The following is a 17,527-nucleotide window of genomic DNA, read 5'->3' on the forward strand; positions in this document are numbered from 1 at the left end:
CCCCCAAGACGTAGCCACTCCGGCGCCGCCTACTTGAACTGGTAGCTCGCCGTGGCGTACCAGAAGCGGCCACGCGGGTCGACGAAGGAACCCGCATAGCCGGTCACGTGCGAGCCATAGCTGGACACGGCGGTGAACGGCGGGTCCTGGTCCAGCAGGTTGCGCGCGCCGACACGCAGGGCCAGCGTGGGCATGGGCTTCCAGCCTAGGCCCAAGTTCCAGCGGCTGCTGTCCTTGACCTTGTGCTCGACGAGCGGGCCGACGTTGGCCTCCACCAGGCCGGCCGATTCCGTCCAGCCCTTGACGAAGATGTTCTCCAGCGTCAGGTTCCAGTTGCCCATGTTCCAGTCCAGACCCAGGGTGTGCTGCCACTTGGGCACCGGCTGCACGCCGGCGCCGTCGCCGGCCGTGCCCTCATAGGACACGAACGGCGTGCCCTTGCCGTTCTGCTGCTTCCATTGGTTGATGAAGCTGCCGGCGTAGCTCGCGCTCAGGCGACCCATGGAACCCAAGCTCCAGCCCGCCTTCACGTCGAGGTCGATGCCGTTGGTCTTCAGATCGCCGAGGTTCTCGACCGGGGTCTCGATGTAGCTGATGAAGCCGCTGGGCTGCAGGCGGTGGATGCGGGTGTTGTAGCGCTGGTAAAGGATCGGGTCGGACATGATGGCGTCGCCGCCGATGGTGCCGATCTGGTCCTTCTTCTGGATGTGCCAGTAGTCGAGCGCGATGGACAGGTCCCGCATCGGCTCGAACACCGCGCCAAAGGAATACTGGCGCGACTTCTCGGGCTTGAGCGAGGGGTCGCTGGACAGGCGCACGTTGAACTGAGTCTCGCAGCGCGGGTCGCCGGCCTGGCCGGGCGGGCAGTTCGGGTCGACGAGGGAGTTGGCGGTGTTGGTGAAGGCCGTCGGGCTGTTCACGTCCCACAGCGTCGGGGCGCGGAAGCCCGTGCCGGCACTGGCGCGCAGCAGCACTTCGCGGCTGGGCTGGAAGCGCAGCGTCACGCCCGGGTTGAACGTGCCGCCGAAGTCGCTGTATTTGTCGTAGCGCGCCTTGACCGTGGCCTCCCAGCCCTTGGCGAAGGGCATGGACAGCTCACTGAACACGGCATAGATGGTGCGCGAGGCCACGGTCTTGGGCACCGTGCCTTCGCCGCCGATGTGCAGGCCCAGCTCATAGTCGGCATTCACGGCATGGTCGTCGGCCTTTTCCTTGCGCAGGTCGGTACCGACGGCCAGCATCATCGGGCCGCCGCTCATGGCCATCAGCTCGGTGCTGGCCTTGGCGTCGAAGGCGTAGGTCGTGCTCTTGGAACGGCGCATCGGGCCTTCCATGCGCGCACGGTTCAGCGCGGCCAGCCCAGCTTCATCCTGCGGGCCGAAGGGGTTGATGACCCCGGTGGCCAGTTCGGTGATGAAGCGGCCTTCATGCAGGTAGTTGTAGTAGTCCAGCGAGCCCTTGGCCTGCGACATCGTCAGGCCGGCGTCGTAGTCCCAGCCCTGGAAGATGCCGGCGGCACCGGCCACGAAGCGGGTCTGCTCGTTCAACACGTTGTTGGTGCGCGGGCCGACCGGCACGGAACGCATCGCGATCTCGGTGAAACCGCCACCCAGCGTGTCGAACTGCGCCGGCGTGTAGCCCAGGCTGGTCAGCAGTGCCGCCGGGAAGTATTTGCTCGAGATGGGGAAGGCGAAGGACGGGTAGGTGCCGTCGGCCTTCACATGACCCGCCGTCGAGTCAATGGGCACGGCGGCAGTGCGGCCGATGGAGTCGTTGCGTGCGTAGCTGGCCTCGAAGAAGACCTGCGAATCGCCGCCCGTGTCCAGCGTCAACCGACCGAAGGCATCGGCCTTCTTGGAGTCGGGCAGGTTCTCCTGCATGGCCGGGTAGATGAAGCGGCAGCGCTTGATCGGCGTGCCGTTGGGGGTCGTCGCGGTCAGCGTCTGGATGGTGTTGAAGTTGGGGTCGCAGGGGCTGAAGTTGGTACCCGCGTTGGCATAGGCGCCCGGCGTGATGTTGAAGTCGACGAGGCGACCTGGGAAGGAGCGGCCCGAGGTGGGGGGATCGGAGCCGGGGATCTCGTCGATGCCGCGCAGATACCACTTCTGGTCGAGGGAGCTGACCTTGGTCTGCTTCTTGACGTTGCCGGTCACGAGCAGGTTGTAGCCATCGGTCTTGAGGCCGCCCATGCCGAAGGCGATGGAGGCGCTCGTCTCCTTGCCGCCGATGCTCTTCTCGGGTGCGCCGTACTTCAGCGTGACGGCGCCCTTGTCGTAGTCCTTGCGGGTGATGAAGTTGATGACGCCGCCGACGGCGTCGGTGCCATACACGGCCGAGGCGCCGTCACGCAGCACCTCGATGCGGTCGATGGCCGCGAAAGGGATGCTGTTCAGGTCCACTGACGAATTGCCGCCGATGGAGCCGAAGGCGAAGTTGGCCAGGCGCCGGCCATTCAGCAGCACCAGCGTCGAGTTGGGGCCCAGGCCGCGCAGGTTGGCGAAACTCTGGGAATAGCCGGCGCCCTGCGTGGTGTCCGACTGCACGGCGGTGTTGGCACCGATGCGGCGCAGGATGTCCTCGACGTTGGTGGCGCCGGTCTTCTCGATCTGGTCGCGCGTCATCACCGACACCGGCAGGGCCGTCTCGGATTCAACCCGCTTGATCGACGAGCCGGTGATGGTGATGCGCTCGAGCTGCTGCTGTTGGGCCGGTGCGTTCTGCGCAGCGGCCGAGCCGGCGATACCGGCGGCCAGCAAGGCCAGCGCCAGTCGGGTGTGACGGTGTTGCATGGAAGCTCACTCCTGTCAGTTGGGGCCTTGTGAAGGGTCGCCCCCGACCCCCGCCGCGGCGCGGCTTGTTGCCCTCATGCAAAGAAGTGTTGAGCCGCAGTTCATGGCTCCTCCCCTGCGGGAAGTCAGGCTGTGGCGCATTCACAGCACTGCGAATTAGGGCCTGACTTCCTTCACGTCCGCGGCCGGCGCCGCAAGGCTCAGACTCGCGCGTACTTGGCCAGCGCCCGCAGCAGCGCCGCCAGGCTGAGGGGCTTGGTCAGATGGGCGTCGCAGCCAGCCGCCAGGGACTGCTGCACATCGGTGTCGAACGCGTTCGCCGTCAGCGCGACGATGGGCGTGCGCTGCCTGCCCTCGGCAGCTTCGATGGCCCGCCATTGCCGAGTGGCCGACAGCCCGTCCAGCCCGGGCATCAGCATGTCCATCAGCACGAGGTCGAAGTCACCCTCGCCCGTGCCCTCACGCAGTGCGGCCAGGGCCTGCTCGCCGTCGCGCGCCCGCGTGATGCGGTGGCCCAGGGGCTGCAGCATGCCCTCGATGACGAGCACGTTGACGTCGTTGTCCTCGGCCAGCAGCAGCTCAAGCGGACGGCTCGGCGCCATGCGTTCAGCGCGCGTCTCTGCCGGGCCGGCATGCGGCGGTTGCGAGTCGGGCAGATCCAGCCGCACCTCGAAGCAGCTGCCCTCGCCTACACGGCTGCGCACGCTGACATCGCCGCCCATCAGCCGCGCCAGCCTGCGCGTGATGGCCAGGCCCAGGCCGGTGCCGCCAAATTCCTGCGCGATGGTCGCATCCGCCTGGGCGAAGGGTTGGAAGATGCGCTCCAACCCGTCGGGTGCAATGCCGATGCCGGTGTCCTGCACGCTGATCAGCACCTGGCCCTGGGTGCTGCGCGACAGCTCGACCGTCACGCCGCCCGTCTTGGTGAATTTGATGGCGTTGCCAACCAGGTTGGTGACGATCTGCGCCACCCGCTGCTGGTCGCCCAGTACCCAGCCCGCCGCTTCGGTGCGCGCGAACACGCGCAGCCACAGGCCCTGGCTCTGGGCGCGCTCGCGCAGCAGCTCCAATTGCAACTCGACGAGGTCGACCAGATTGAAGGGATGCGAGGCCAGCTCCAGCCGGCCGCTCTCGATGCGGGCGTTGTCGAGCAGGTCGTTGATGAGGGCGAACACCTGGCGACCGGCATGGCCCAGCACCTCGACGTAATGGGCCTGATCCGGTTTGAGCGGCGAGCGCGCGAGGATGTCGGAGAAGCCCAGCACGGCGTTCATCGGCGTGCGCATCTCGTGGCTGACCTGGGCCAGCAGCTCGGTCTTGGCGCGGCTGCGCGCGTCGGCCAGCTCGCGCTCGCGGGTCAGCTCGCGCTCCCGCTCACGGGCGTGGCGCTCGTGCTCGACGGCTGTCAGCAGCAGGGCCAGCGCGAGCAGGTAGAAGCCAGGCGCGAGCGTCGGCAGCGTACCGGCCCACGCAGCACTCCAGGACGCGAACAGCAGCGCCGCCATCGCGATGCCCGCCGCCAGCGCCTGGCGACGCAACAGCAGGGGCAACGCACCCAGGGCGAACAACAATGCATCCACGGCCCACACGCCCGCACCGCGCTCGCGCAGCAGCGCCAGCGGCTCGGCGCCCAGGGCTTCGAAGACGGCAGCGTTCAGCGCCGTCCCCGACAACCGGCCCTGGGGCGTCATGACCTCATCGGCAAAGAAGGCACTGCTGCCGACGAAGACGCTGCGGCCGGCGAGCAATCGGGCCAGCTCGGCGTCCTCGCTCTCGCCCAGGGCCGCGCGCATCAGGCGCTGCCAGGACACGCGTGGTGGCTCGCCGCCGCCCAACGGCAGGCGCAGGCGCAGCTGGCCGGCCTCGTCCACAGGCCAGCGGCGCGCGCCCGCGACAAGCTCGTCGCCCTCGCGCCGCCAGCCAAGAGCACCATCGGCGCGCAGCCGCGCAGCGAAGGCCAGGCTGGGTAGGCTGCGCCCCTGCACGCGATGCAACAACGGCAGGCGGCGCAGCAGCCCGTCGTCGTCCAGGGCCACCGAAATGACTCCCAGGCTGGCGGGCTCGGCGAGCGCGTCCAGCAGTGCATCGGCCGGGGCCGTCAGCGCGTCCCAGTCCAGGCCTGGCGCATGGGCCGCGCCCAGGCGGGTCAGCGCGCGCTGCTCGGCCGCACTGGCTGGCGCGAGTTCGACGCCGGCGCGCTGGCGCGTCGCCAGGCCGGCAGCCGCGAGCACCGTCGGCGGGCCGGCGGCCAAGGTCTGCGCCAGCCGTGTATCGCCTTCACGCGGGCCGGCGAAGACGATGTCGACGACAACGAGGCGGGCACCGGCCTGGCCGAGGTAGTCCAGCATCAGCGCATAGACCTCGCGCGAGTAGGGCCACTCGCCCAGGGGCTGGCGCAGCACAAGCAGCGAGGCGTCGTCGATGTCGACGATGACGCTGGTGGGTGGCGGTGCCGCGGGCGCGGCGGCACGCAGCAACAGGTCGCCGATGGCGCGGTCGATACGCGGCTGCGCGCCGGTCAGGCTCAGCAGCGCCCAGAGCAGCAGTGCTCCGGGCAGGGCGAGCCAGGGCCAGCGTTTCAAAGCACGGGGATCAGCAGCAAGGGCAGCAGCCACAGCCAGCGCGGATAGGGCTGCTCGATCATCTGCGTCTGGCCCCAGGGGCTTGCCGCGCCGGCGGCGTTGAAGGCCTTGGCGCGCAAGAAGTACTTGCCCGGCGATGGCTTCGGGATCGCGAGCTCGGGCTTGTCCGTTGCAAAGCGCTGCACGTCCGCGCCGTCAAAGGTCTCGGTCTTGGACCATTCCAGTTCGTAGCGCGTGACGTCCGGGTCGGCCCGCCAGCGCAGCTTCAACTGGTCGCCGCTGACCTCCGGCTCGGCCGGCGGTGGCGCGGGCGGCGGCGGCCTGATCTCGAAGGTTTGCGGGTCGCCGAACGGCCCGGCACGGCCGCCCGCTTCGACGGAGGCGATGCGCCAGTGATAGAGGCCGTCGGGCAGTCGGGCGTCGTAGTTCGCGCCGTCAATGGGTGAGGGTTGCAGAACCAGGTCCTTGAAGCCGGCATCCCGCGCGATCTGCAGGCGCACATTTGGCGCCACCGTGTTGCGCGTCCAGGCGAAGGCCGTGCCACCGGCGTAGCTGACGGCACCGGGCGCAGGCGCCTGGATGAAGGGCGGCTCAGGCCGGGCCAGCAGGCGGATGCTTGCATCGGCAGCGGCGCCCTCCTGGCCGCGCGCGTCGATGGCGCGCACGCGCAGCGTGTAGTCGCCGTCGGCCAGCTCGCGCACCTCGGGCCAGGTGACGGCCGGCTCGCCCACGACGTCATCCAGCAGCAGGCGGTCGAAGTCACCGCCAACGTACAGCTGTACGCGCCAGGTGGCAGCGCCGGCCGGACCGCCTACCCAGGCCAGGTGCAGCGGCAGCCGCTCCGTCACGGGCACCAGGCCACTCAGATCGGGCGCCGACAGCAGCGGCGCGACGCTGCGCGCTGCTCCCTCGGCGAGCAGGCCCTGGCCGCTCGCCACGTCGGGGCCCAGGCCACCGGCATGCACGGCGCCGGACAGCACCTGCATGCGGCTCTGCGAACCCGCCGTCTGCACGCGGAACTCGGTGCCGCGCACGCCCAGGTTCACATGCGGCGTGCGCACTTCGTACAACGGCACGCGCTGTGCGTTGGGCGTCACGCGGCTGTCCGCACCGCCCTGCTGCACGCCGATGCGCACCGCGGGGATGGCGCCGCGGCCCAGCACCAGCAGTTGGTCCAGCGTGATGTCGCTGTCGGGCGGGATCAGCAGCCGCGAGCCATCGGCGAAACGCAGGCTGGCGCTGGACTGAGCGCCGGTCTTGATGCGGTCCCCGCCTTGCAGCGTCGTGCCGGCGGTGAGTGCTTCGCTCGCCGCACCACGCTGGCGCGTGACCTGGCCGCGCGCGAACACGGCCTCGGCGACGCTGGCCTCGCGCTTCAGCCAGGCCACCGGCATGCGCAGGGTCGAACCGGGCATCAACCGCAGCGGATCGGGCACGCGGTTGAGCTTCTGCAGATCGCGCCAGGTCCTGGGCGGCGCCAGCCAGGCATCGGTCAATGTGATCAGCGTGTCACCCGGCTGGATGCGGTAACGCCAGTCGGCATCGGCCGCGTCGGTCTGCCCGACGGCCCACCCACAGGCCAGCATCAAGCTCATGGCGAGCCAGACTCTCAGTGCATTCATCGGAGCCCCTTCCCTGGTAGCAGGGTGCATCCTAGTCATACCTGAGAATGGGCGACACCACGAGGAGGGCGTGCGATGTTCACGATCTCGGCCTTTACCGGCTGGCTGCGCCGGCACCGTTTCGCCTGCTTCGGGTTGATGGTGCTGAGCTTTGTCGTCTTCGGCCTGCTGACCCTGGACCTGGTGCGGCTGGTGAGCGCAAACGCAGCCCTGCTGTCGAACTACGGCTGGCAGGGCCTGCAGGACGGCGGGCTGCGGCAACTGGCCGAGCTGATCGCCTCGACGCTGGCGGCGATGGCGGCCTGGCTGCTGTTCAAGGTCTGCGAGACGGTGCTCGTGCAGGCCTGGACGCGTTAGGCCTGAGCCAACGCATCCTGCAGCTGCCCACGCAGCCGGCGCAGCCGCTGCAGCTCCTGGTCGGGTGCCTGCAGGGCCGGCCACAGCAGCGCGACGAGATCGCGGGCGCTGGCCTCCACGTCGATCTGGCGGCCGGTGATGACCACCTCCCACAGCATGTGCTCCATCGGCCCGAACACCAACGAGCGCAGCATGCGCAGCGGGATGTCGCGCCGCACCTCGCCGGCCTCCTGGCCGCGCGCCAGCAGCTCCATCAGCGGCGCGGTGTAGCGCCGCTGCAGCTCGACGAAGCCTTCGCCGAGGTCCTGGCCCTTGGTTCTGCCTTCCGACAGCACCAGCGCGCACAGCCCCGTGCCCTGGATCAGGAACAGGCGCAGATGCGTCAGCACGACGAACTCCAGCTGCTCGCGCACCGAAGCCTGGCGCGGCAGGCCGGCCTCGATGGCGGCGATGATCTCGTCGTACCAGTCCTGGATGACGCGCATGCAGAGCTCGCGCTTGCCGCGGAAATAGGTGAAGACGGTGGCCTCCGAGATGGCCAGGCGCTGGGCGATCTCGGTCGTCGTCGCACGCTCGTAGCCGCGCTCGGCGAACACCTCGCGGCCCACGCGCAGGATGTCGCGCACGCGCTGCTCGGCCTTGGGGCCTGCGGGGGATCTGCGCTGGGGCGTGACGGCGACGGTGGTCATCGAGGTCGCATTCTGCGTAATTCTTGAGTAACACTCAAGTCGGCATTGCATCCGTGTTCACCCTGGATTATTCTGGCGCCCCTCACGCGGCTCACGAGGCCGTCAATCAATAAGTTGAGCCCTGCTTAGTCATTGACTCGAGCATGGGCTTCGCGGAGACACCATGCCGGTCCTCAATACCCAGCTCAACCCCCGCTCGGCCGACTTCAAGGCCAATGCGGACGCGATGCGCGGCCTCATTGACGACCTGAACGCCAAGCTCGCCAAGATCGCCCAGGGCGGCGGCGACGCCGCGCGCGCCAAGCACACGGCCCGCGGCAAGCTGCTGCCGCGCGACCGCGTCGAGATGCTGCTCGACCCGGGCACGCCCTTCCTGGAACTGGCGCCGCTGGCGGGCCTGAACCTGTATGACAACGCGGCGCCCGGCGGCGGCGTGGTGGCTGGCATCGGCCGCGTGTCGGGCGTGGAATGCGTTGTCGTCTGCAATGACGCAACCGTGAAGGGCGGCACCTACTACCCCATCACCGTCAAGAAGCATCTGCGCGCGCAGGAGATCGCCCAGCAGAACCGCCTGCCCTGCATCTACCTGGTGGACAGCGGCGGCGCCAACCTGCCGAATCAAGACGAAGTGTTCCCCGACCGCGACCATTTCGGCCGGATCTTCTTCAACCAGGCCAATCTGTCCGCCGAAGGCATTCCGCAGATCGCCGTCGTCATGGGCTCCTGCACGGCCGGCGGCGCCTACGTGCCGGCGATGAGCGACGAGACCATCATCGTCAAGAACCAGGGCACCATCTTCCTGGGCGGCCCGCCGCTCGTGAAGGCGGCCACCGGCGAGGTGGTCACGGCTGAGGACCTGGGCGGTGGCGACGTGCACACACGCCTTTCGGGCGTGGCCGACCACCTGGCCAACAACGACACGCATGCGCTGGCCATCGCACGGCAGTCCGTCGCACGGCTGAACTGGACCAAGGCGAGCCCACTGGCGATGCAGGAACCGAAGGCGCCGGCGCACGACCCCGCCGAGCTGCACGGCGTGATTCCCACCGACACGCGCAAGCCCTTCGACATCCGCGAGATCATTGCCCGCATCGTCGACGGCTCGGAGTTCGATGAGTTCAAGGCCCGCTACGGCGCGACGCTCGTCTGCGGCTTCGCCCACATCGAGGGCATGCCGGTCGGCATCGTCGCCAACAACGGCATCCTGTTCGCCGAGAGCGCCAACAAGGGCGCTCACTTCATCGAGCTGTGCTGCCAGCGCAAGATCCCGCTGATCTTCTTGCAGAACATCACCGGCTTCATGGTCGGCCGCAAGTACGAGAACGACGGCATCGCCCGCGCCGGCGCCAAGATGGTGACGGCCGTGGCCTGCGCCCAGGTGCCCAAGTTCACCGTCATCATCGGTGGCAGCTTTGGCGCCGGCAACTACGGCATGTGTGGCCGCGCCTACTCGCCGCGCTTCCTGTGGATGTGGCCGAACGCGCGCATCTCGGTGATGGGCGGCGAGCAGGCGGCCAGCGTGCTGTCCACCATCCGCCGCGACGCCGTCGAGGCCAAGGGCGGCACCTGGAGCGCCGACGAAGAGGAAGCCTTCAAGGCACCGCTACGCCAGCAGTACGAGGACCAGGGTCATCCTTACTACGCGTCGGCGCGGCTGTGGGACGACGGCGTCATCGACCCCGCCGACACGCGCCGCGTGCTGGCGCTGGGGCTGTCGGCGTCGCTGAATGCGCCCATCCCTGAGACGAAGTTCGGCGTGTTCCGGATGTGATGACCCCACGCCTGCGCTCCACGCTGACCTCGCTGCTGGTCAGCCTTACCGTTGCTGCCAACGCCGCCACGCAGGAAGACCTGCGGCGCGTGGACGCCGCGCTGCGCCATGCCGCGTCGCCGTGGTGCGGCCGTCTGGCTGAAATCGACGCGCAGGGCCAGCGCCGCTGCACCGTGTCCTTCGAGAGCGTGGGGCCGATCGGCGCAGGCAACGCGTTCGCGGTGTTCGACATGACCCGCATCTCCGATGAGTTGCTGGCCGTGCTGTCTGAGGACGAACTCGCCGCAGCGATGGGCCATGAGCTGGCGCACGTGGTGTTGGGTCACGGCATCTTCAGGATGCGCCGGCAGATCGCCAAAGCCCCAGACGAGGGGCACGCGATGATGCTGTCGCTCAGTGAACAGTTTGGTATCGAGCCCCACGCAGACACTCCTCAAGACCTGCGCGCCCAGGAGCTGGACGCCGACACGCTCGGCCTGGTCTTTGCCGGCCTGGCGGGGTACGACGTGCATCGCGGCGCGGCACTCTGGCGCACGGCCAGTCAACGCATTCCCGGCATGAAGTCGCATGGCGGGCCCACCCACCCCGACAACGCACGCCGACATGCCAACGCGGCCCAGGTGGCACACAACTTCTGCCGGGCGGCCGCCGCATCGCAGCCGCCCTGGCCCGCCACTGAACGGCTGCTGCCTCGCTACGAGCTGTCGCGCGATGAAGCCGCGCGTCAGCTCGATCCGGCCCTGCTCAGCCGCGCCTGCGGCAAGCCCAACCCAGCCCGAATGCTGAAGGGATGACGAGATGGTCACCATCCGCCCGCTGAGCAGCAATGACTGCATGCAAACGCTCACCACGCTGCTGCACCTGTCCTACGCCAGCCTCGCGGCCCAAGGCTGGAACTTCACCGCCGTTGACCAGAGCGTCGACGTGACGCGTGAACGCCTGGCCGGCGCCCATGGCTTCGTCGCCGAACGGGACGGCCGCTTCGTCGGCACGGTCGCCGTGCGCGGCCCCAAGCCTGCCGGCGAGGCCTACATCGCCGACCCGCCGCCGCCGCTGTACACGACGGCTGGCACGGCCATCCTGTCGCAGCTGGCCGTCCACCCGGACTGCCGTGGCCAAGGCATCGCCGAGCGATTGATGGATGCCGCCGAGGCCTGGGCCTGCGAACAAGGTTTCGCCCGGCTCGCGCTGGACACCGCCGAGCCCGCCGTCGCGCTACGCCGCCGCTACGAGCGCCGCGGCTATGCCACCGTCGGCGGCGTGCAGTGGCAGGGCAAGACGTATGGATCCGTGTTGATGTGCAAGCCGCTTGGCGAGGCCGGCCGGACAATCCCGCACGTAAGCACATTGCCATGAACACCTGCCTGACCGTCACGATCGAGGGCCATGTCGCCCGCGTCACGCTGAACCGCCCCGAGGTGCGCAACGCCTTCAACGAGGTGTTGATCGCCGAGTTGACCGCTGCGTTCACCGAGCTGGGCCAGCGTGCCGACCTGCGCGCCATCGTGCTGGCCGCCGAGGGCAAGGCCTTCTGCGCCGGCGCCGACCTGAACTGGATGAAGGCGATGGCTGGCTACTCCTGGGACGAGAACCACGCCGATGCCACCAAGCTGGCCGACATGCTGTGGGCGATCTATTCCTGCCCCGTGCCGGTCATCGCGCGCGTGCAGGGCGATGTCTATGCCGGCGGCGTGGGCCTGGTCGCCTGCGCCGACATCGTCGTCGCTGTGGATGCGGCGGGCTTCTGCTTGTCGGAGGCCAAGCTGGGCCTGCTGCCGGCCACCATCGGCCCCTACGTCGTCAAGGCACTCGGCGAGCAGGCCTCGCGGCGCTATTTCGTGACGGCGGAGCGCTTTGCCGCTGACGAAGCGAGGCGTCTGGGCCTCGTGCACGAGGTTGTCGCCGCTGATGCGCTGGACACGAAGATCGATGAACTCGTCGCCGCCGTCACCGCCAACGGCCCCGCCGCCGCGCGCGCCTGCAAGCAGCTCGTCAAAGACGTGGCCAGCCGCGAGATCACGCCCGAGCTGCGCGAAAACACGGCGCGCCGCATCGCCGACATCCGCGCCAGCGCCGAGGGCCGCGAGGGCGTGCAGAGCTTCCTGACCAAGACCAAGCCGTCCTGGTTGGGCGCCTGAGCCCATGGCCATCCTCAAGTACTCCTTCTCTCTGACGCCGTCTGCGGCGCCGGTTCCGGCCGCGCCCGAGGCACGGCATGAGTACGCCTATTCGGAGTTCCTGCTGGAACTGGCGGCCCGCTGGCGCCAGTTGCCGGTGCAGGACGACGACACGCTGAACTTCTTCTCGGACGAGGATGGCGCCGCCATCATCATCTCCGCTGATTTCTATGAGATCCCGGACGACAAGGCCCAGGGCCTGGCGGAGACCGTGGTTGCCAGCCGCCTCGAGGCCATCCAGAAGGCCAGCGCCGGGCCAGTCCAGGTGCTGCATCGGGCCATCAAGCCACACTCGGGCGGCGTTGGCCTGGAGTTGTCTTTCGCCGCGGAGGCGGAGAGCGAACACGTGCACCTCTACCTGGGCTACGTGACCTCCCGCAAGGTGCTGAACTTCTCCATGGTCTGCCAGCCCGGCCATGGAGCCGCTGCCTTGTTCAACGCGACAGTGTCGGGCTTTCGGCCGCGCCTGCCCTGACCCGCATGCCCCAGCTCGACGCCATCCAGTTGCTCGCCCTCGCCGCCGCCCTCGGCTGGGCCAGCGGCCTGCGCCTTTACCTGACGGTGCTGCTCGTCGGCATTGCCGGGCACTGGGGCTGGATCGCGCTGCCACCCGGGCTGCAGGTGCTGGCGTCGCCACTGGTGATGAGCTGCGCCGCGGCGCTGGCATTCGTCGAGTTCCTGGCCGACAAAATTCCCCTCGTCGACAGCGCCTGGGACGCGCTGCACACGCTGATCCGCATCCCCGCCGGCGCGGCGCTCGTGGCCGGACTCGTCAGTGGCTGGGCGGGCGACCATGGCCAGGCCTGGGCTGTCGTTGCAGCGCTGTTCGGCGGTGGCCTCGCGGCTGTGGCGCACACGGCCAAAGCCAGCACGCGCGCGGCCGCCAACACGTCGCCCGAGCCGTTCTCCAACATCGGCTTGTCGCTGATGGGCGATGTGGCCGTGCCGACCATGCTGTGGCTGGCCTGGGCGCACCCTTTCATCTTCTTCCCGCTGCTCGTCCTGGCCCTTGTCGTCATGGGCGCGCTGATCTGGCTGTGCTTCAAGTTCCTGCGCGCGCTGCTCAAGCGCGTGCGCCGCCCCTCTCCCGCATGACCTCTCCCTCCGATTTCGCCGCACGCAGCCGCGCCGCCGTCTGGCACCCCTGCACGCAGATGGCGCGCCTGGCCGACGTGCCGCCCCTGCCCATCGCCCGCGGCGATGGCCCCTGGCTGTTCGACACCGACGGCCGGCGCTATTTCGACGCCAACTCGTCCTGGTGGGTCAACCTGTTCGGCCATAGCGACAAGCCGCTTCACGACGCCATCAAGGCCCAGCTCGACACGCTGCCCCATGTGATGCTGGCCGGCTGCACCCACGAGCCCGCCGTGCGGCTGGCCGAGCGGCTGTCGGCGCGCACCGGTGGCGCGCTCGGCCATGCTTTCTTCGGCAGCGATGGCGCCAGCGCCGTCGAGATCGCGCTGAAGCAGAGCTTCCACTCATTCAAGAACCGCGGCCGGCCCGAGAAGCGCGAGTTTGTCTGCCTGAAGAACAGCTATCACGGCGAGACGCTGGGCGCGCTCAGCGTCACCGACGTGCAGGTGTTCCGCGACGCCTATGACCCGCTGCTGATGCGCGCCCACATCATCGCGTCGCCGGATGGGCGCCTGGGCAACGAGGCCGAGGCTTTGGAAGCCATGCGCGCGTTGCTGGCCGAGCGCCATGACCAGATAGCTGCCGTCATCGTCGAGCCGCTGATCCAGGGGGCGGCGGGCATGGTCATGTACGCGCCGGCCTATCTGAAGGGCCTGCGCAAGCTGACGCACGAGTTCGGCGTCCACCTGATCGCCGACGAGATCGCCGTGGGCTGCGGCCGCACCGGCACCTTCTTCGCGTGGGAGCAGACGGGCGCGGAATGGCCGGATTTCATCCTGCTCAGCAAAGGCATCACGGGCGGCACGCTGCCGCTGTCGCTGGTGCTGACTACCGACGACGTGTTCGCCGCGTTCTGGAGCGAGGACGTCACGCGCGGCTTCCTGCATTCGCATTCCTACACCGGCAACCCGTTGGCCTGCGCGGCGGCCAATGCGGTGCTGGACCGCTTCGACGCCGGCCAGCTCGACGACAACCGCGCCCAGGCCGAACGGCTGACCCGCGCTTTCGCGCCACTGGCCCCGCGCGTGACCCATTTGCGCCAACGCGGCATGATCCTGGCCTTCGATGTGCCGCAAGCGCCACCACGCTTCGCGGAAGCCTTCCACCTGAAGGCGCGCGAGCACGAACTGCTGATCCGCCCGATCAGCAACACCGTCTACCTGATGCCCCCCTACCTGATCGACGACGCGACCGCGGCCTTTTTGGCCCAGGCCGTGACGGCGACCTTGAACGATGTCCTTGCTTGATCACCTCCAGGCCAAGCTCCACGCGATTGCCGCGCAGAGCCTGACCCGCACGCTGCGCCGCGCCGACAACGGCACCGCGCCCCGCCAGACCATCAACGGCCGCGAGCTGCTGATGTTCTGCTCCAACGACTACCTCGGCCTGGCCGCCGAGCCAGCGATTGCCGAGGCGATTGCCGAAGGCGCTCGCCTGTGGGGCGGTGGCTCGGGCGCTTCGCCGCTGGTCAGCGGCCACAGCGCCGCGCACGAGGCCATGACCGACACGCTGGCACGCTGGTATGCACCGCACATCCCGCAGGCGCGAGCCATCGGCTTCTGCACGGGCTATATGGCCAACCTGGCCGTTGTGACAGCCCTGGGCGACGAGCACACCGAGATCTTCTCGGAGCAGCTGAATCACGCCTCGCTGATCGACGCCGCGCGCCTGGCCAAGGCCGCGGTCACGCGCTATGGCCACGCCGACGTGGCCGGCCTGCGCGCGCTGCTGGCGGCCAGCACCGCCAAGGTCAAGCTCATCGTCACCGACGCCGTGTTCAGCATGGACGGCGACCTGGCGCCGCTGCCGGCGCTGCTGGCCCTCGCCAACGAGTTCGACGCCTGGCTCATCGTCGATGACGCCCATGGTTTTGGCGTGCTCGGCCACAAGGGCCGCGGCTCGCTGGAGCACTTCGGGTTGCACAGCGAACGCCTGATCCTCGTCGGCACACTGGGCAAGGCCGCCGGCCTCGCCGGCGCCTTCGTCGCGGCCCACGCCACCATCGTCGACTACCTGCTGCAGGCCGCGCGCAACTTCATCTTCTCGACCGCCTCGCCGCCAGCCATCGAGCATGCGCTGCTGACCAGCTTCGAGCTCATCGAAGGTCCGCTCGGCGCCGCCCGCCGCGCCAACCTCGTCGCGCTGCAAGCCCAGCTGCGCGACGGCCTGCTGGCGCTGATCGACCAGCACCCGCGCCTGGGCTGGTCGCTGACCGATTCGGCCACGCCCATCCAGCCGCTGATCGTCGGCGGCAATGCCGAGGTCATGGCCCTGGCCGCCGCACTGGAGAGCGCCGGCCTGCGCGTGCCCGGCATCCGCCCACCCACCGTTGCCGCGGGCACGGCGCGGCTGCGCATCGCGCTGTGCGGCACGCACACCGCTGCCGACGTGGACGCCCTGCTGACTGCGCTGCAGCGCGCCGCGGCGGCTCAGGAGCAGGCCGCATGACCGCCTTGAGAAGAGGTTTCTTCATCACCGGCACCGACACCGAGATCGGCAAGACCGCCGTCACGGCCGGCCTGGCCCACGCCTTCGCGCAGACCGGCCGGCGCGTCGCCGCGCTCAAGCCCATCTCGGCCGGGCAGGACTTCATCGGCGGCCACTGGCTCAACGACGACGTCGAGCGCCTGCGCGCCGCCGGCAACCTGGACCTCACATCGGCCGAAGTCGGCGCGCTGCAGCTGCGCACCGCCTGCGCACCCCATATCGCCGCCCGCATCGAGAACGAGGCCATCGCCCGCGAACCCGTGCTGCACGCGCTGCGCACGGTCGCCTTCCGCGCAGACGTCGCCCTCGTCGAAGGCGTGGGCGGTTTTCGCGTGCCGCTCAACGACGAGTGGGACACGGCCGACCTGGCCACTGACCTGGGCCTGCCGGTCATCCTCGTCGTCGGCCTGCGCCTGGGCTGCATCAACCACGCGCTGCTGACAGCCGAGGCGGTGCGCGCACGCGGCCTGACGCTGGCCGCCTGGGTGGCCAACACGGTGGATGAGCGTCAGCCTCACGTCACCGACAATCTGCAAGCTCTGCAGCGCGGCCTTGCCGCCCCCTGCCTCGGCCATGTGCCGCGCCTGGCCCACGCCGACCACGCCACGATGGCACGCCATCTGTCGCTCGAACCTCTGCTCGAACACCTCCCAGCATGAACCAGATCCATACCCTCACCCCCACTTCCGACGCCGACCGCCGCCAGGCCAAGCCCTGGACCGTGAGCGAGATCGCCGCGCTGTTCGAGCTGCCCTTCAACGACCTGCTGTTCCGCGCCCAGCAAGTCCACCGCGAGCATTTCGATGCCAACGCGGTGCAGCTGTCCACGCTGCTGTCGATCAAGACCGGCGGTTGCGAGGAGGACTGCGCCTACTGCCCGCAGTCGGCCCACTTCGACACCGGCCTGAAGGCCGAGAAGCTGATCCCGCTGGAAGAGGTCATGGAAGCCGCCCGCGCGGCCAAGCAGAACGGCGCGACGCGCTTCTGCATGGGCGCCGCCTGGCGCAGCCCCAAGCCGCGCCACCTGGACGCCATCGGCGAGATGATTGCCGAAGTCAAGGCCCTGGGCCTGGAGACCTGCCTGACTGCCGGCATGCTGGAAGACGGCCAGGCCGAGCAACTCAAGAGCGCCGGCCTCGACTACTACAACCACAACCTCGACACCGCGCCCGAGTTCTACGGCCAGATCATCACGACGCGCACCTACCAGGACCGCCTGGACACGCTGGAGCGCGTGCGCCAGCAGGGCCTGAAGGTCTGCTCCGGCGGCATCGTCGGCATGGGCGAGACGCGCCGCCAGCGCGCCGGCCTGATCGCCCAGCTCGCCAACCTCGACCCCTATCCCGAGAGCGTGCCCATCAACAACCTCGTGCAGGTCGAAGGCACGCCGCTGGCCGGCACCGCGCCGCTGGACCCGCTGGAGTTCATCCGCACGATTGCGGTGGCCCGCATCACGATGCCGCGCGCCATGGTTCGCCTGTCCGCTGGCCGCGAAGACATGCCGGAGACCATGCAGGCGCTGTGCTTCCTGGCCGGCGCCAACTCCATGTTCTACGGCGACAAGCTGCTGACGACCAGCAACCCGCAGGCCGAGAAGGACCGGGCGCTGCTGGAGCGGCTGGGCATGCGCTGCTCGACTGAGGCCGAGCTGACGCCGTCGGACGCCGCGGCCAAGGTACAGGTCTGCACGCACTGACATGAAGCAAGCCCTCCTGCTGATTGCCGTCCTCGCGCTGTCCGGCTGCGCCTTTGTCTACGACCAGGTGCAGGACATCGCGCAGACCCAGTGCGCCGGCAATGGCAACGCGCAAGACCGTCGCGCCTGCGAGAAGCGCAACGCACCGGCCTATGACGATTACGAGGCCCGCCGCAAGCGGCTGCAGGAAGGTAACAAGCCGGGCTGACCGCCCTCGCCTGTT

The 17,527-nt window shown here is 69.1% G+C and carries 16 protein-coding genes; 12 read left to right on the top strand and 4 right to left on the bottom strand.

From position 1 onward, the window contains the following. Positions 1-29: 29 nt before the first annotated feature. From ASC91_RS27355 to ASC91_RS27365, 3 genes are all read right to left on the bottom strand, one after another. Positions 30-2,789, bottom strand: coding sequence for a TonB-dependent siderophore receptor (locus tag ASC91_RS27355; protein ID WP_056205073.1), 2,760 nt, complete (start codon positions 2,787-2,789; stop codon positions 30-32). A 200-nt stretch (positions 2,790-2,989) separates the two neighbouring features. Continuing rightward, complete coding sequence (locus tag ASC91_RS27360) at positions 2,990-5,371, bottom strand: CHASE2 domain-containing protein (protein WP_056205077.1); 2,382 nt, start codon at positions 5,369-5,371, stop codon at positions 2,990-2,992. Further along, the gene (locus ASC91_RS27365) at positions 5,368-6,993 is read right to left on the bottom strand and encodes a FecR domain-containing protein (RefSeq protein ID WP_056205079.1); all 1,626 of its coding nucleotides are present in this window, start codon (positions 6,991-6,993) and stop codon (positions 5,368-5,370) included. The genes ASC91_RS27360 and ASC91_RS27365 overlap by 4 nt, the downstream gene beginning before the upstream one ends. 75 nt (positions 6,994-7,068) lie before the next feature. Here ASC91_RS27365 and ASC91_RS27370 point away from each other — a divergent pair, with 75 nt between their 5' ends. Then, positions 7,069-7,350, top strand: coding sequence for a hypothetical protein (locus tag ASC91_RS27370; protein WP_056205081.1), 282 nt, complete (start codon positions 7,069-7,071; stop codon positions 7,348-7,350). On the opposite strand, the gene ASC91_RS27375 is transcribed toward ASC91_RS27370, so the two are convergent. Further along, a complete protein-coding gene (locus ASC91_RS27375; RefSeq protein ID WP_056205083.1) occupies positions 7,347-8,039 on the bottom strand; it encodes a TetR/AcrR family transcriptional regulator in 693 nt (230 codons plus the stop codon). The two genes, ASC91_RS27370 and ASC91_RS27375, sit on opposite strands and share 4 nt — an antisense overlap. Positions 8,040-8,202: 163 nt before the next feature. On the opposite strand from ASC91_RS27375, the gene ASC91_RS27380 reads away from it, so the two are divergent. Genes ASC91_RS27380 through ASC91_RS27430 form a run of 11 tightly spaced genes read left to right on the top strand, consistent with a single transcriptional unit; the run spans position 8,203 to position 17,512 of the window. Continuing rightward, positions 8,203-9,810 carry a carboxyl transferase domain-containing protein gene (locus ASC91_RS27380; protein ID WP_056205086.1) on the top strand — a complete coding sequence of 536 codons (1,608 nt, stop codon included), beginning with the start codon at positions 8,203-8,205 and terminating at the stop codon, positions 9,808-9,810. Continuing rightward, positions 9,810-10,604: a M48 family metalloprotease gene (locus ASC91_RS27385; RefSeq protein WP_056205089.1), complete on the top strand. Its 795-nt coding sequence runs from the start codon at positions 9,810-9,812 to the stop codon at positions 10,602-10,604. Before ASC91_RS27380 ends, ASC91_RS27385 begins: the two co-directional genes overlap by 1 nt. 40 nt (positions 10,605-10,644) lie before the next feature. Further along, positions 10,645-11,166 (top strand): GNAT family N-acetyltransferase, encoded by a 522-nt coding sequence (locus ASC91_RS27390; protein ID WP_162247878.1) that lies wholly within the window; start codon positions 10,645-10,647, stop codon positions 11,164-11,166. Next, positions 11,163-11,948 (top strand): enoyl-CoA hydratase/isomerase family protein, encoded by a 786-nt coding sequence (locus ASC91_RS27395; RefSeq protein WP_056205097.1) that lies wholly within the window; start codon positions 11,163-11,165, stop codon positions 11,946-11,948. The genes ASC91_RS27390 and ASC91_RS27395 overlap by 4 nt, the downstream gene beginning before the upstream one ends. Before the next feature lie 4 nt (positions 11,949-11,952). Further along, entirely contained in the window at positions 11,953-12,462 is a 510-nt protein-coding gene (locus ASC91_RS27400) for a hypothetical protein (RefSeq protein ID WP_056205099.1), read from the top strand. Positions 12,463-12,467: 5 nt separating this feature from the next. After that, positions 12,468-13,082: a DUF4126 domain-containing protein gene (locus ASC91_RS27405; RefSeq protein ID WP_056205101.1), complete on the top strand. Its 615-nt coding sequence runs from the start codon at positions 12,468-12,470 to the stop codon at positions 13,080-13,082. After that, positions 13,079-14,368 (top strand): adenosylmethionine--8-amino-7-oxononanoate transaminase, encoded by a 1,290-nt coding sequence (gene bioA / locus ASC91_RS27410; RefSeq protein WP_056205104.1) that lies wholly within the window; start codon positions 13,079-13,081, stop codon positions 14,366-14,368. Before ASC91_RS27405 ends, bioA begins: the two co-directional genes overlap by 4 nt. After that, on the top strand, positions 14,355-15,569 hold the full coding sequence (locus ASC91_RS27415) for an 8-amino-7-oxononanoate synthase (RefSeq protein ID WP_056205107.1): 1,215 nt from the start codon (positions 14,355-14,357) through the stop codon (positions 15,567-15,569). The genes bioA and ASC91_RS27415 overlap by 14 nt, the downstream gene beginning before the upstream one ends. Further along, positions 15,566-16,267: a dethiobiotin synthase gene (bioD, locus tag ASC91_RS27420; RefSeq protein WP_056205112.1), complete on the top strand. Its 702-nt coding sequence runs from the start codon at positions 15,566-15,568 to the stop codon at positions 16,265-16,267. The genes ASC91_RS27415 and bioD overlap by 4 nt, the downstream gene beginning before the upstream one ends. Further along, a complete protein-coding gene (bioB, locus tag ASC91_RS27425) occupies positions 16,264-17,304 on the top strand; it encodes a biotin synthase BioB (RefSeq protein WP_056205116.1) in 1,041 nt (346 codons plus the stop codon). The genes bioD and bioB overlap by 4 nt, the downstream gene beginning before the upstream one ends. A gap of 1 nt (position 17,305) precedes the next feature. After that, the gene (locus ASC91_RS27430; protein WP_056205118.1) at positions 17,306-17,512 is read left to right on the top strand and encodes a hypothetical protein; all 207 of its coding nucleotides are present in this window, start codon (positions 17,306-17,308) and stop codon (positions 17,510-17,512) included. Positions 17,513-17,527: the final 15 nt, after the last annotated feature.

Source organism: Pelomonas sp. Root1237 (assembly GCF_001425055.1).
In the GTDB taxonomy this organism is placed as follows: Bacteria; Pseudomonadota; Gammaproteobacteria; order Burkholderiales; family Burkholderiaceae_C; genus Pelomonas.

Coding starts and splice junctions, on each gene's coding strand:
- ASC91_RS27400 (WP_056205099.1), top strand. CDS start 11,953: ATGGCCATCCTCAAGTACTCCTTCTCTCTGACGCCGTCTGCGGCGCCG.
- bioA (WP_056205104.1), top strand. CDS start 13,079: ATGACCTCTCCCTCCGATTTCGCCGCACGCAGCCGCGCCGCCGTCTGG.
- ASC91_RS27395 (WP_056205097.1), top strand. CDS start 11,163: ATGAACACCTGCCTGACCGTCACGATCGAGGGCCATGTCGCCCGCGTC.
- bioD (WP_056205112.1), top strand. CDS start 15,566: ATGACCGCCTTGAGAAGAGGTTTCTTCATCACCGGCACCGACACCGAG.
- ASC91_RS27355 (WP_056205073.1), bottom strand. CDS start 2,789: ATGCAACACCGTCACACCCGACTGGCGCTGGCCTTGCTGGCCGCCGGT.
- ASC91_RS27385 (WP_056205089.1), top strand. CDS start 9,810: ATGACCCCACGCCTGCGCTCCACGCTGACCTCGCTGCTGGTCAGCCTT.
- ASC91_RS27365 (WP_056205079.1), bottom strand. CDS start 6,993: ATGAATGCACTGAGAGTCTGGCTCGCCATGAGCTTGATGCTGGCCTGT.
- bioB (WP_056205116.1), top strand. CDS start 16,264: ATGAACCAGATCCATACCCTCACCCCCACTTCCGACGCCGACCGCCGC.
- ASC91_RS27405 (WP_056205101.1), top strand. CDS start 12,468: ATGCCCCAGCTCGACGCCATCCAGTTGCTCGCCCTCGCCGCCGCCCTC.
- ASC91_RS27380 (WP_056205086.1), top strand. CDS start 8,203: ATGCCGGTCCTCAATACCCAGCTCAACCCCCGCTCGGCCGACTTCAAG.
- ASC91_RS27415 (WP_056205107.1), top strand. CDS start 14,355: ATGTCCTTGCTTGATCACCTCCAGGCCAAGCTCCACGCGATTGCCGCG.
- ASC91_RS27375 (WP_056205083.1), bottom strand. CDS start 8,039: ATGACCACCGTCGCCGTCACGCCCCAGCGCAGATCCCCCGCAGGCCCC.
- ASC91_RS27390 (WP_162247878.1), top strand. CDS start 10,645: ATGCAAACGCTCACCACGCTGCTGCACCTGTCCTACGCCAGCCTCGCG.
- ASC91_RS27430 (WP_056205118.1), top strand. CDS start 17,306: ATGAAGCAAGCCCTCCTGCTGATTGCCGTCCTCGCGCTGTCCGGCTGC.
- ASC91_RS27370 (WP_056205081.1), top strand. CDS start 7,069: ATGTTCACGATCTCGGCCTTTACCGGCTGGCTGCGCCGGCACCGTTTC.